This window comes from Pseudidiomarina terrestris (genome assembly GCF_030466375.1).
GTDB lineage: Bacteria > Pseudomonadota > Gammaproteobacteria > Enterobacterales > Alteromonadaceae > Pseudidiomarina > Pseudidiomarina terrestris.
This window is the reverse complement of sequence record NZ_JAGGJE010000005.1, coordinates 38879-52999: the sequence shown is the minus strand read 5'-3', so window position 1 is coordinate 52999 and position 14121 is coordinate 38879. Positions and strand designations below refer to the sequence as shown.

7 protein-coding genes and 1 pseudogene are annotated in these 14121 nt (G+C 52.9%); 3 read left to right on the top strand and 5 right to left on the bottom strand.

Features of this window, described 5'->3' with window-relative positions; all coding sequences use genetic code 11:
• The first annotated feature begins 111 nt into the window (after positions 1 to 111).
• Positions 112 to 1470, top strand: coding sequence for an outer membrane channel protein TolC (gene tolC, locus J6J28_RS10855; protein ID WP_301721693.1), 1359 nt, complete (start codon positions 112 to 114; stop codon positions 1468 to 1470).
• On the top strand, positions 1463 to 2389 hold the full coding sequence (lpxL, locus tag J6J28_RS10850) for an LpxL/LpxP family Kdo(2)-lipid IV(A) lauroyl/palmitoleoyl acyltransferase (protein WP_301721955.1): 927 nt from the start codon (positions 1463 to 1465) through the stop codon (positions 2387 to 2389). Before tolC ends, lpxL begins: the two co-directional genes overlap by 8 nt.
• Here lpxL and glnE read toward each other — a convergent pair.
• Together glnE and J6J28_RS10840 are read right to left on the bottom strand one after the other, a co-directional pair.
• Positions 2373 to 5147: pseudogene (gene glnE, locus J6J28_RS10845) on the bottom strand (bifunctional [glutamate--ammonia ligase]-adenylyl-L-tyrosine phosphorylase/[glutamate--ammonia-ligase] adenylyltransferase); the annotation flags it as partial. The gene lpxL and the pseudogene glnE sit on opposite strands and share 17 nt — an antisense overlap.
• 15 nt (positions 5148 to 5162) lie before the next feature.
• Positions 5163 to 6653: a CYTH domain-containing protein gene (locus J6J28_RS10840; protein ID WP_301721691.1), complete on the bottom strand. Its 1491-nt coding sequence runs from the start codon at positions 6651 to 6653 to the stop codon at positions 5163 to 5165.
• Positions 6654 to 6880: 227 nt separating this feature from the next.
• On the opposite strand from J6J28_RS10840, the gene putA reads away from it, so the two are divergent.
• The gene (gene putA / locus J6J28_RS10835) at positions 6881 to 10048 is read left to right on the top strand and encodes a bifunctional proline dehydrogenase/L-glutamate gamma-semialdehyde dehydrogenase PutA (protein ID WP_301721690.1); all 3168 of its coding nucleotides are present in this window, start codon (positions 6881 to 6883) and stop codon (positions 10046 to 10048) included.
• On the opposite strand, the gene J6J28_RS10830 is transcribed toward putA, so the two are convergent.
• Genes J6J28_RS10830 through J6J28_RS10820 form a run of 3 tightly spaced genes read right to left on the bottom strand, consistent with a single transcriptional unit; the run spans position 10045 to position 14021 of the window.
• The gene (locus tag J6J28_RS10830) at positions 10045 to 11820 is read right to left on the bottom strand and encodes an acyl-CoA dehydrogenase C-terminal domain-containing protein (protein WP_301721689.1); all 1776 of its coding nucleotides are present in this window, start codon (positions 11818 to 11820) and stop codon (positions 10045 to 10047) included. The two genes, putA and J6J28_RS10830, sit on opposite strands and share 4 nt — an antisense overlap.
• Positions 11821 to 11874: 54 nt before the next feature.
• Positions 11875 to 12582, bottom strand: coding sequence for a general secretion pathway protein GspB (locus J6J28_RS10825; RefSeq protein WP_301721688.1), 708 nt, complete (start codon positions 12580 to 12582; stop codon positions 11875 to 11877).
• Positions 12582 to 14021, bottom strand: coding sequence for an ExeA family protein (locus J6J28_RS10820; RefSeq protein WP_301721687.1), 1440 nt, complete (start codon positions 14019 to 14021; stop codon positions 12582 to 12584). Before J6J28_RS10820 ends, J6J28_RS10825 begins: the two co-directional genes overlap by 1 nt.
• Between the last annotated feature and the right edge of the window lie 100 nt (positions 14022 to 14121).

Below are 14121 nucleotides of genomic sequence, written 5' to 3'. Positions count from 1 at the left end.
ACCGACGAACTATCGGGTGTATGCTAGTAATCATTCAAATGTGTATGTAAAATACCGAACAATTAGCAACGGTCATCTGAGCCAGATAAACCTATCAGGACAACTGAACTCATGAATAAAAAGATTCTTTCAGCTCTAATCGGACTTACTTTTGCCACGGGAAGTTCAGCCACTTATGCTGACGACCTCGCACAAATTTTTCAACTCGCTTTACAAAACGACCCAACCCTAAAGCAAGCTCAGGCGCAGCGTGACGCCGCGCGTCAAGGCGTTGATATTGCTCAGGCGGACTGGTGGCCACAGGTTGGCTTTGAAGCCGGTTACTCGCGCAGTACCCGTGAAACCCAGAACTTCGATAGCTCTGGTAATATTTTCATGTATGACATTACCTCCTCTGGCTGGAGCGCTGGCGTCAACCTAAGTCAAACACTCTTCAGTAAGAGCGTTTGGGAACAAACCGCGATTGCCGAAAAACAAGCCTATCAAGCTGAAGTCAGTTACCTCAGCGAACGCCAGCAACTCATGATCCGCGTGGTCAACGCTTACTTTACTGTGCTTGAGCGGAAAGACGACCTGGAGTTTGCCCAAGCAGAGAAACGTGCCATTGAGCGTCAGTTGGAACAAACCAAACAACGTTTTTCTGTGGGGTTGACCGCCATCACCGACGTACATGAAGCCCAAGCTCAGTTTGATAACGCTGTAGCGCGGGAAATTCAGGCACAAAACGCTGTCGAGATCGCTCAGGAAGGTCTGCGGGAGATCACCGGCCGTTACCATCAGGACATCGCTGAACTCGACACAGAAAACTTCTCTCCGAGTGCACCTAATCCAGAAAACGCCGACAACTGGGTCACGACTGCTGAAGATAAAAACCTGCAGTTGCTGGTGCAGCGCGTAGCTGTTGAGATCTCAGATCAACGTATCGATTTAGCGCTCGCCGGTCACTACCCCCGAGTCTCCTTGTCAGGCAGCTTTTCAACGCAAGACAGTGAGAGTGAAGTTTTAGGCCGTACCTCAAACCCGCCGCGCATGGACAGTTCATCAATTGGCGTTAGCCTGAATGTGCCCCTGTTCAGTGGTTTCCGTACTTCCTCGCAGGCCGACCAGGCTCGGGCGAACTATGTGGCCAGCAGCCAACAGCTTGAATTTACTCGTCGTAATGTTGAACGTGAAGTGCGCAGCTCTTACTACGATGTGGTCGCAGCTATCGCCACCATTCGTGCACTGGAACAAGCTGTTATCTCTGCTGAAAGCGCGCTGAAAGCAACTCAGACCGGCTTCGAAGTAGGCACGCGCACCATTGTTGACGTGCTCGACAGTACCCGTAATCTGTTTAATGCTCGTCGCAACTTGTCGACTGCGCGTTATAATTACATCCGGCAATCACTGACACTACAACAGGCTTCAGGTAAGATCAGTGAACAAGATCTGATGGCAATTAACGCAAGTCTCATTAATGAAAATAATTGAAAAACCTAAATTTGAAGCACGGTTTTTACTTCCTAAGTATTGGCTGACCTGGTTAGGGGTCGGCCTTCTTTATTTTATTTCCTGGCTTCCTTACAAGTGGCAACTCGCCATGGGCCGTGGTCTGGGCCGGCTTTTCTATCGATTTGTTCCAAAACGTGCAGCCGTTGCCCGGCGCAACCTTGAGCTGTGCTTTCCTGATAAGTCAGCAGATGAAATAGAGCAGCTGGTGCGTACCAATATGGAAAATACCGGCATTGCTTTTTTTGAAACGGGCATGGCCTGGTGGTGGCCGGATTGGCGCATTCGTCGCAAGCTCCATGTCCATGGTGTCGAGCATCTTCACGCCCCCCTTCGCGAAGGCAAAGGCGTACTCTTGCTACTGTTCCACTTTTTAAGCCTGGAAGTGCATGCCCGATTGCATGGCTTTATTCAGCCGGCGGTAGGTCTTTACCGGCCGCACAACAATGCTTTGATGGAGTTTTTGCAAACCCGGGGCCGCGGCCGCTCGAATAAATACATGATCCCCCGCACTGACGTTCGTAGTATGAAACAGGCGATTGACCAGGGTGAGATCGCGGGCTACCTGCCAGACCAGGATTATGGTCGCAGACGTACGGTTTTCGCTCCTTTCTTTGCGGTTGAGAAGACCAGTACCACCACCGGCACTTTATTATTTGCCGCCAGTAAAAAGTGTGCTGTGCTCAGCACCACGTGCTTTCGCCGCGCGGATGGCAGCGGCTATGATGTGACCTTTTACCCGGAGTTTGCCAACTTCCCTACGGACGACCCTGTGGCGGACGTGACGCGCGTCAACAAAATGGTCGAGTTTGCGGTATCTCAGTGTCCGGAACAGTACCTCTGGGTTCACCGCCGCTTTAAAACCCGACCCAACGAAGACGATCCTAGTCTTTATCAATAACCTCTTTAAACCAATGTTGCCAGGCTTGCTGCACCACTTCCCGTTCTTTATCTACGGGTAGGTGTGTCAGCGAGCCATGCTCATCTAAAGCCAGTTGGTGCAGCCATTCGCGCTCACGTATATACACCTCGATCAGCGCCTGCGCCCGCTCCGCTTCTAAAATCCCCAATTCTCCCGCCGCTTCGATGATACGTACATTGTCCGAATGACGGGTCAGTTCCGGGTACTCATGGCTGTAACGCAACACCAGATACTGCACCAGGAATTCGATGTCGGTAATGCCACCGACGCCTTGCTTGAGATCAAAGGCAAAACTAGCCTTGGAACTGGAGTCACGAAGTTCTTTATGCGCGCGCATCTTTTCGCGCATGTTAACCACAGTTTCAGCCAGTTCCTGACCGTCTCGTTGCTGTGCGAGCTGCTGCCGGCGCAGCTGGTTAAAGGCATCGCGCAATTGCGAACTGCCAAACACCGGGCGCGCCCGCACCAAAGCCTGCAGCTCCCAGGTCCAGGCATCCTCGGCTAAATAGCCAGCATAGGTATCCAGCCGGCTTACCAACAGACCGGATTTGCCTGAAGGCCGCAGCCGCATATCCACCTCATAAAGAGTTCCAATCATAGTGCGTGTGGTAAACAGGTGCAGGATCCGCTGCGCTAAACGTAAATAAAACTGTTGGGTTTCGAGAGGTTTTACACCATCTGTCTCACCCTGATAGTCACTGTCTGTGACAAACACTAAATCGAGATCAGAACTGTAGCTAAGCTCAAGCCCACCGAGTTTACCGTAGGCAATAACAGCGAATCCGGTATCCTCAATCGAACGTCCGGGTGGACAACCATGGCGTGCGACCAGATGCTGCCAGGCCAGACCGACCACATGCCCGATAATCGCCTCGGCCAGGTAACTTAAGTGGTCACTTACTTTCATCAACGGCAATGCGCCACTGATGTCCGCTGCCGCGATTTTCAACTGACATGATTGCCGCGCCTGACGCAGCGCGTTCATCTGCGCTTCAAGATCGTCTTCCTGCTCAGGAATGCGTACCATGTAGTCGTTGATTATGGCAGGGTATTCGCTGAGTTCTGGCAGCTCATACAGATGCTGTGGATCAATCAGTTCATCGAGCAGAATCGGAAAGTTAGCCAGATGCTGGGTAATCCAGGAGCTGGCCCGGCAAAGTTTGATCAACTGCTCACGGGCGCCAGCGTTTTCTACCAGTAACTCGACATAAGCGGTCCGACTCATAATTCGCCGAAGTACCGTAAACACCCGCTCCAGCACGATCTCGGCGTCCGCCAACTGCAAACTTCGCTGCAATAATAAGGGTACCAGTCTGGCCATCGCCTTGCGCCCGCGGGGGCCGCTACCGCGTTTACGGACTTCCAGACGTAAATCGCTGACCGCCGCCCACACCTGCTGTGCACGTTGCTTATTCAGGCCTGCATCATGCAGCACATCGAGCGCGGTGTCGTCTTCGATCATATCCTGCCAGAGCAATTGCAATGCGCCGGCATCCTCATCATCCGCTTCGTTATCGCCGATGACATGCTGAAAGTGCGCGTGCACCTTTGCCATAGTTGCACGGATCTGTTCAGAGAGCTCTTCCCAGCTGCAGGAAAAAGCTTTCGCCACCCGCTGCTGACGCTCGGGCTCTGCCGGTAAGCTTTGCGTTTGCTCGTCATTGAGCTGCTGCAAAACATGCTCAACTTTACGCAGAAATTCATAGCACTCGAGTAACTCCCTGACCGCCGTCGAAGACATCAGGCCAAGCTCGTCAATGGCGTGGTAAGCCGCGTAGAGCGACTGGGTCTGCAATTGTCGCTGCTGCCCACCCCGGATCAACTGGAACGTCTGGGCGATAAACTCCACCTCACGAATACCACCAGGACCCAGCTTTATATTATTCTGCACACCCTGGCGCCGCGTTTCCTGAGTGATCAGGGTTTTCATCTTGCGCAGCGCATCGATGGCTGAAAAATCAATGTAACGACGATAAACAAAAGGCCGCAGCAACTGCCGTAACTGCTGTTCGTAATCTGCAGAAGCGCCAATCAAGCGTGCTTTCACCATGGCGTAACGTTCCCAGTCGCGCCCCTGCTCCTGGTAGTAGTATTCCAGTGCAGCCAGGCTGGTAACCACAGGACCCGACTGGCCAAAGGGGCGTAAGCGCAGATCGACACGAAAAACCCGACCGTCGCCGGTCATCGTATCCAGCAAACCCACCAGCGCCTGCACCAGTTTGGTAAAGAAAACATTGGTCTCAATTGGCTTCTTTGGATGGTCCGTCTCACTTTGTTCTGGATAGCAAAAAATCAGATCAATATCCGATGAGAAGTTCAGCTCTTTACCGCCAAGCTTGCCCATGCCGATGATCAGCAAGGGCTGCGCCTGACCTTGCTCATCACGGGGCGTGCCATGACGCTCACACAATTGAACATAAGCCCAGTCACGCGCAGCAATAATAAATGCGTCGGCGGCCGCAGAAATATGATTCAGGGTTTCTCTTAGCTCAAGTTGCTGGTCAAGATCTGCAGCGGCAATACTGGCAAACCAGCGTTGCCGATAGCGACGCAGCACCTGCTGCGCGTCGCTCTCATCATTGGCCTCAGTCAGCGCGCGCTGCAATTGCGGCAGATAATCGTCAGTAGCAGGTAAAGTGACTTTGCCGGCAGCATCGATGGTTATTGCATCAGCATCGTTGTGCCAGACTCTGGCAATAAACTCACTAATCGAACACCAGTATTCCCGCTGTTGTCTGTCTTTACTCATGCTTTAGCCCAGCCAGTAGGGTTCTTGCTTCAATGCAGCTTTGCGCGAGTGTTCCAGCGCGTACAGCAGCGACTCCAGTTGCACGGTTTGCCAGTTGAGCAGGCGCTCAGGCTGACTGTCGTCATTATCTTTAATAGCATCCCGGAGCAGCTTCAATGCCATAATTTCGCGAATGCCGCGGACCATGTCCTGCCAGGGCGCCCGAAACTGCTCACGATCTTCTTCGTCAAACAGGTAGCCAACACAATAGCCCAGCTGCAAAGAGCTTAGCAGCAGCGGCAGTTGTTTCAGGTAATACTCGGGTTTGAGATCGCCCTCTTTGGCAAACGCATCAATGACGCTTTGCCAGTCTTCCCGCAAGCGCTGGCTTGCCCACTGCCGCAGCGGTAATTGAGAAATCTGCTCATGTCGAGGTTGCTCATGGCACAGGGCCCCTAACTCGAGCAAGGTGAGTTGATAGTCATCACGAACACTCAGACTTTGCACCAGCTCCAGCTGCACCGAATGTTGCTGTTGCTCCTGGATGATCTCAAAGAGTTTCGGATGTTGTTTCAGTGCGCGATGGTAGGCACCGTCCTCCGCGGTCAGCTCAGTGAGCCCGTCGTAACGACTTAACCAGCCCAGATGACCCAGCATCTGTTCCAGACGTAAAATATGATCGCCGACATCCACCTCCAGGGTGGCCAACTGTTGCAACACAACCTTACTTAGACGGATACCATCTGTGATACCTGCCACAGCCCGCACACTGGGGACTTCCGTCAGACAGGCATCGTTATGTTGCCAGTACTGCAGCGCATAGGTGAGCGCACGGTAGAGTCCGGCGCCTACGTCATCATTGGGTTGCTGCGGTACGAAATGCGCATGGGTAAAAGGTTCAAGCACGGTCTTGCCCGCCAGCATGTAGCCGCGAGCTGCCTTGCTGAGGCTTCCCAGTCGCGCATTCAGACGGGTAATGAAACGGCGCGCCAAACGATAGGCGTCGGCGATATCGCCTTGTTGAACTTCAATTTCAATTTCCGCCAGCGGCCGCTCGTCATCGCCAACTTTAATCGAGCCCTCATCGTAAACCAGCTCAATGCGACCATCGCCACTTGGCAAGCGCCAACGGTAACGGGTGAAATCCGTCCGGAAAATTTCTTCAAGTTCACGGTTGATATCGAACAGCGCAAAATCATCGGGCCAGATATCTTCCTCAAATAAGGTCAGGTCCGGTACCTCAGAGGTAATGACGGTATTGTACTCTGGCCGGCTATGTACGCCGCCCAGAACTTCTCCGGCAAGTTTCACAGTTTGCTCAAGCTCATCACCGCGCTGGCGAATACGCAAACCGATATCATGCTGCCGTAAACGCAGATCTTCGGTGTCAAAATAGCGGTTACTTAACTCTAACTCGGCCATTTCTGCGTCTTTTGCCAGGTTTTGGCATAACGCCAGCACCTGCTCGCGGGTAGCACCATCGACTAATAGTTTGATTTCAATTTCCTGACTCACAAAAACTCTCACGTGCCTCGGCTAAACTTAGTTATCTACGGTACTCGCAGGCCGCAAGCGGGTCAACTGAAATGGGCTTGACAGCGCAGTACAAAAATTGCACCGTGGACAGCGAATAAAAGTTGTAAAAAACTGATTGTATGGGCTTTACGCGCGCAGAAAAAGACATATACTTGCGCGCAAAATATGCCCTCTCAAGCCTTTGGCTGAGTCTTACAGGAGATGCTATGTTCAAAGCCAGTGAAGTACTTCAGGCTCAGTATACAAGCGCCGACCTCGGCAGTTTGCAGCGCGCCATCACCGACAGCTATTTAATCGATGAAGACGCGTACATGCAGGAACTTATGCAACTGGTTCCGAGTGACGAGGCAACCCTTGATACAGTGACTGACAGTTCGGCTAAATTAGTAAACACCGTGCGCGATCGTGCGCAAGGCGGTGGCATTGATGCCTTTCTTCAGGAATACAGTCTTGATACCAAAGAAGGCATTATTTTGATGTGCCTGGCCGAGGCCTTGTTGCGGGTTCCGGATGCGCGCACCGCAGATGCTCTGATTCAGGACCGCCTGTCTGGCGGTGACTGGCAGAAGCATATGGGCGCAAGCGCATCCTGGTTGGTGAACTCCGGGAGTTGGGGGTTGGCACTGACCAATGCGGTCATCAATCCGACCGGCCAACCGATGGAAACCCCTCGCGGGGTATTTCGCCGGCTCACTCGCCGGTTAGGTATGCCTATCGTGCGTAAGGCGACTTACACCGCGATGCGAATTATGGGCAAACAGTTTGTCCTGGGTCGCGACATCGAAGAAGCCTTAAAAAATAGCCGGGCCAATCGTGAAATCGGCTATACCCACGCCTATGACATGCTCGGTGAGGCCGCTCTAACCATGGCCGATGCTCGCCGTTACCATGCCGAATACGTGAATTCGATAGAGGTTGTGGCGAAGGAGAACTTTAACAATCCGAAGGCGCCACGCCCTACCATCTCAATTAAATTGTCAGCGTTACACCCACGTTACGAAGCTGGCAATCAGGGTCGGGTACTGACGGAGTTGGCCCAGAGTCTGACCGAGCTGGTCAAGCTCGCAAAAGAAGCTGACGTTGGGGTTACCATTGATGCCGAAGAAGCGGATCGTCACGAGCTTTCCCTCGAACTTTTCGAGAAAGTCTATCGTAGCGGCGTCTGTAAAGGCTGGCCGCGGTTTGGTCTGGTGGTGCAAGCCTATTCGAAGCGCGCATTACCGACCCTGTGCTGGTTGACTGCACTGGCGAAAGAGTGTGGTGATGAAATACCGGTGCGCCTGGTAAAAGGGGCTTACTGGGATACTGAGATCAAACTCTGTCAGATGAATGGTCTCACCGGCTACCCGGTGTTCACGCGCAAGGCCAATACCGATGTCAGCTATCTGGCCTGCTCGCGTTACTTACTGAGTGAAGCGACGGATGGTGCGATTTATCCGCAGTTCGCGACGCATAATGCCCAGAGTGTGGTAGCCATCCGGCAGATGAATGAGACCTATAAACGACGTATTGAGTTCCAACGCCTGCATGGTATGGGTGATGACCTGTACGATACGCTACTGCAGGATGACCCGGAAATAACCGTACGTATTTATGCCCCGGTAGGTGCCCACAAAGATCTTTTACCCTACCTGGTAAGGCGTCTGTTAGAAAATGGTGCCAACACCTCATTTGTCCATAAGCTGGTCGATCCGGCAACGCCTGTGGATGAGCTGATTAAGCACCCGATGCGCACTATCAACAAGTACGAGCGCCTGGCAAACACCAAAATTCCATTACCGACGCAGATTTTCAGCGATCGCAAAAACTCGTTAGGATTGAACATGAATATTCATTCGCAAGCAGATGATTTTATTGCTGCGGTGCAGCAATACCGTGACAAGCAATGGCAAGGTGGCCCGATCGTTAATGGCGATGTCATCGATGCGCACCACCGTGTCAGTATCACCAGTCCGCAGGAAACTCAGCGGCAAATCGGCAGTATCTGTTGGGGCGACAAAGCGCTTGCCGAGAAAGCCCTGAACAGCGCCAATGCCGCTTACCGTCGCTGGCGCGATACCGATGTTGAAGTGCGGGCGAGCGCTTTAGAAAAGTTTGCCGACCTGATGGAAGCCAATCGTGACGAACTGATTGCCTTATGCTCTCTTGAAGGGGGCAAAAGCTTACAGGACGGTATCGATGAAGTCCGTGAAGCCGTTGATTTTTGTCGCTATTACGCCGTTGAAGGCCGTAAACTGATGGGCGAGCCGAAAACCTTACCAGGTCCCACAGGCGAATCCAACGAACTCATTGTTGAAGGCCGTGGTACCTTTGTCTGTATCAGCCCCTGGAATTTCCCCTTAGCTATTTTCACCGGCCAAGTGGTGGCAGCGCTGGTTGCTGGCAACTGTGTCATAGCTAAACCAGCGGAACAAACCGGCTTAATCGCATTCCGAGCCGTGCAGCTGCTACTTGAAGCTGGCATCCCTGGCGATGTGGTGCATTTCATGCCTGGCAGTGGTGCTGAAGTCGGCTCATTCCTGGTCAGCCAGGAAGATATCGGTGGGGTATGCTTCACTGGTTCAACCTACACCGCCCAGTCTATTAATCGTGCGCTTGCCGCACGCACCGGCCCCATTGTGCCGCTCATCGCTGAAACAGGTGGTCAGAACGCGATGCTCATCGATTCGACCGCGTTACCTGAGCAAGCGGTCACCGACATCGTTGACAGCGCCTTTACGAGTGCGGGACAGCGCTGCTCAGCATTACGCGTGCTGTTCGTTCAGGATGATATTGCCGACCGTGTGATTGAGCTATTAAAAGGTGCGATGGCCGAACTGGAAGTAGGCGATCCCATGCTGCATGAAACTGATGTGGGTCCGGTTATTGATGGCGTTGCCAAGAGTAACCTGGAGCAGCATGTCAGTGATATTTCTCAGGCCGGCCGTCTGATTGCTCGTGCACCGATGCCTGATTATACCAATGGCGGAACCTTCATGGCTCCTACAGCCATTGAAATTGACAGTATCAATCAGTTGGTTAAAGAAAACTTTGGTCCGATTCTGCACGTGATTCGCTACTCGACCGATAACCTCGACGAGGTAATCAAGAGTATCAATGCCACAGGTTTCGGTTTAACCTTCGGCATTCATAGCCGTAACGAAACTTTTGCCGCTGATGTCGCCCGTCGTATTGACGTCGGTAACGTTTACATCAACCGTAACCAGGTCGGCGCAGTAGTTGGGGTGCAACCGTTCGGTGGGCGGGGTATGTCAGGTACAGGTCCAAAAGCAGGTGGACCCCATTACCTCACCCGCTTTATCACCGAAAAAACGCGCAGCAACAACATTACTGCTGTTGGTGGCAACGCGACCTTGCTATCACTGGGCGATTAAAACTCGCCCAGTTCATGCAGGTACAATGACTGGCTGCCGTCATCGACGGCGGCAGCCAGACTTTCAAAGCGAGGCAACAATCGCGCCATAAAGAACTTCGCCGTTTTCACTTTGCTCGACAGGTAGGGGCGCTCAGCGACAAGTGGTAACGCAGCTTTGGCCATACGTAGCCATAAATAGCCGTAGATCAGATACCCCAGAAGATGCAGATACTCAACCGCCACACTGTTGATAATGTTTTCGTCATCACCTACCTGCGCCAGTACCCTTTTTGTTACTGCATCAGCACGTTTGAGCGCTTGCGCCAGCTGCTCATATTCAGCTTCTAATTCTGCTACAGGATCTGCCAGCAACGCCTGAATATCCTCAACCAACGGCTGTAATAGTTCACCTCGTGAGCCGGCGACTTTGCGACCCAGCAAATCCAGCGCCTGAATACCATTGGTACCCTCGTAAATTTGCGCAATGCGGCAGTCCCGCACCAGTTGCTCCTGTCCCCATTCGCGGACATAACCGTGCCCACCGAAAACCTGCTGTCCCACCACCGTGGTTTCAAAACCGGTATCGGTAATAAAGGCTTTGGCAATCGGAGTCAGTAAAGCGACAAGTTTATCTGCACGCGCTTTTTCTGCCGCATCGGCACTAAATTTGGCGGTGTCCAGTTGCTGTCCAACATAGGTCGAAAACGCGCGCCCGCCTTCAACAAAAGCTTTCATGGTAAGTAACATACGACGGACGTCACCGTGGACAATCAGCGGATCGGCTTCTTTATCAAAATTACGGTTGGCCTGAGCGCCTCGCCCTTGAATGCGCTCCTGAGCGTATTCCAGCGCATTCTGATAGGAACGTGCTGCAGCACCAAGCCCCTGAATACCAACCCCCAGACGCTCGTAATTCATCATCGTAAACATCGCTGGCAGTCCTTGATGCGGAGCTCCAACCAGCCAGCCCTTGGCGCCATCAAAGTTCATTACACAGGTTGCGGATGCATGGATGCCCATTTTGTGCTCAATCGAACCGCACTGCACAGTGTTACGCTCACCCACATTACCGTCTGTATCCGGCAGATATTTAGGTACGATAAACAGACTAATACCTTTGCTGCCAGCTGGAGCGTCAGGCAATTTAGCTAAAACCAGGTGGACGATATTTTCAGTTAAATCGTGCTCACCACCGGTAATAAATATCTTCGTACCAGTGACCGCAAAGCTACCGTCATCCAATGGTTCAGCTTTGGTCCGGATAATCCCCAAATCTGTTCCAGCGTGAGGTTCTGTCAGACACATGGTGCCGGTCCATTCACCGGCGGTCATACGTGGTAAGTAAAGATTCTTCAATTCATCGCTGGCATAAGCATCGATGGTGATGATGGCGCCGGCAGTTAAGCCCGGATAGAGTGAGAATGAAATATCTGCAGCACAGAGGATTTCTTCGTACTGTGCGGAAACAACTTTAGGCAGTCCCATACCGCCAAAGTCCGGATTAGCGGTAACGCCTACCCAGCCTCCTGCAGCAAGTTGCTGGAAATTTTCTTTGTAATTGGCAGGTGTGGTGACGACTCCGTTATCGAAGACGACACCTTCTTCATCGGCCGCGCGCGCGTTCGGTGCGATGATGGTTTCGGCTAGCTTGGCAGCCTCGTCAATGATGGCTGTCGCCATTTCCATATCAACTTCGGACAGAGCTGGAAAACGGCCCCAGTCCTGATCAACCTGAAACACGTCTTGCAGTAAAAACTGCATGTCATCCCGTGGAGCTCGATAATCCGCCATACGACACCTCAATAAAATCAAACAATGAATTTAAACAGGTGTTTTAATATCAACTTAGCGCGCGCTTGTCCAGTCTTCTAAGGCGGGTTGCTGAAAAGCATCATTCCCCAGGGCCAGCACGACATGATTCGGGGCGATACTAAGGACCTGAATACCCTGCCAATTATCACCCTGCCGGAGGCGTTGACCGGCCAGTTCAATAAACCGATCACTCACCCGCGAAGAGTACTGGTGGGCATCGTAACTGAAGTCAGGAATGCGTCCTTGTAACGAAGAATTTAATTCGCTGATACGGGGCAACACCGAGTTTTGCTGACCGCTGCTGCCTCCTGTCGCAGTCAGCGCTTCCTCAAATGCAGAGAGTAGATCAGCTGGAACCTCATTTAAATCCACGGTCTGGTTTTGTGCGAGAGCTTCCGGTTGAGCAAAGCTGGAACGGGTCGGTTGCGTGGCTTCAACAGCTGGCTCAGGGGGCGTTGTCACCACCGCATTTTCTTCGGGGAGCTCAACCACCCGCACCGGTTGTGGCGCGCCGATCTCCCACTGTGGCGACGATGCGACAGGCGCCGCAGGCTGCTCAGCCGGTGCGGTCGTCCACCAGTGCACCAGCCACCACCCGACTAACGCCGCTATCGGTATTAGCAACCAGATCAGGCCCATAAATGAGCGTTGTTGCTTGTGCGCTGGCTCAAGATAAATTGCCGGTTGCGCCGGCACTAGTTTGGATTGTTGCTGGCGTAAGGCTTTTAAAACTGATGACATTAGTTCGCCTCCCCGTTGGCGGGACGCTGCATACGCGGGCCCATACCGGTGTGGTGGCTGGCCAGCCAGGCCAAGGTCAGGGCGTCAAGTTCCGCGGTCACTGGCAGACCATGCTGTTGCTGTAGCGCCTGCGTCAGACTGCTGAGCTCTTGTCCAGGCGCAGCGGCATAACTCTGAAGCTGGCGTTGTAGCCAGTTCTGATAGGTGGTTGCATCAGCAAGCGTGTAACCGGGCGGATGTGGATAGAAAGCCAGGAATTCACCTGTCCAGCGCTCATCCGGGAGAGTCTGAGGATCCTCGACCCACTGCCACTCATCCCCTTGCAGTTCTAGCACTACAGGTAAATTCAGCGCCACAATACGATCAAAGCGCAAACGCCCTTTAATGCAACCGAGCTGATAGTCCGTAACCCAATCACAAAGTGCGCGATCGGCCGCCGGCTGCGGCAGTTGCCAGGCGCGCAGCAACTGGCGCACACCTGCTTGTTTGCTTGTTTCCGCCGGCACTGCGGCGGCTTCCTGCGCAGGTGAGCTGTGTTGATACCAGAAACTTGCCGCCGCGCTCAAAACCAGGACCAATAACGCCACTGCGGCCGCACCTAATGGATGAAAGCGGGGGTGCCGGTTGCCTGCATCAGCGTCGAGTTCCTTTGCCGCATGCCGGATTTGCGCCCTTCCCACCACCTGTACCTGATCGTTGTAGGCAGCTAACAGCGCTCGGTCACAGAGCAAGTTTAAGCGCCGCGGAATACCTCCACTGTAGTGATGAACAAGCCGCAAAGCGGATTTATCAAACAGCGCGCGTTGGGCGCCAGCAACTTGCAGACGGTAATTGATGTAACGTTCGGTGTCGCTTTCCTGCAGCGGTAACAAGTGGTAACGAGCGGTGATCCGCTGCGCGAGCTGGCGCAGCTCGCGGCGGCGCAATAAATCCTGTAATTCCGGCTGACCAATCAAAATCACCCGCAACAGCTTACTTTGGTTGGTCTCCAGATTGGTCAGTAAGCGCAACTGTTCCAGCACTTGGGGTCGCAGATGCTGCGCTTCATCAATCAGTACCACACATTGCTCGCCTTCGGCGTGCGCTTGCAGCAGAAACTCGGAGAGTTTATCGGTCAGTCGCTTGTTGGTGATGTTACGCTTGGCGTAACGGATCCCGAACTCATCGCATAAGGTCGCAAGCAATTCTGTTTCGTTGAGCATAGGATTAAGAATAAACGCCGTACGGGTCTGCTCGGGCAGTTGCTCGAGTAATGCTCTGGACACTGTGGTTTTACCCGTGCCGACTTCGCCGGTGAGGAGTATAAAACCACCACTGCCCTGCAGGCCGTAGCTCAGATGCGCGAGTGCTTCCTGATGCCGTTCACTCAGGTAAAGGAAGTTTGGATCCGGCGCAATTGAGAAGGGTTCTGCTTGTAAGCCAAAGTAATTCAGATACATAGTTTGGGTTCATTTGCCAACGTTAAACAATCTTCAGTGTAACGACTGACTTGCATCAGAGCTAGTCATTCGCCATCATCAGAAAAAATAAATAGGAGTG

Bases quoted from the DNA above. Each gene is read 5' to 3' on its own strand.
- putA (WP_301721690.1), top strand. From the start codon at position 6,881: ATGTTCAAAGCCAGTGAAGTACTTCAGGCTCAGTATACAAGCGCCGAC.
- tolC (WP_301721693.1), top strand. From the start codon at position 112: ATGAATAAAAAGATTCTTTCAGCTCTAATCGGACTTACTTTTGCCACG.
- J6J28_RS10820 (WP_301721687.1), bottom strand. From the start codon at position 14,021: ATGTATCTGAATTACTTTGGCTTACAAGCAGAACCCTTCTCAATTGCG.
- J6J28_RS10830 (WP_301721689.1), bottom strand. From the start codon at position 11,820: ATGGCGGATTATCGAGCTCCACGGGATGACATGCAGTTTTTACTGCAA.
- J6J28_RS10825 (WP_301721688.1), bottom strand. From the start codon at position 12,582: ATGTCATCAGTTTTAAAAGCCTTACGCCAGCAACAATCCAAACTAGTG.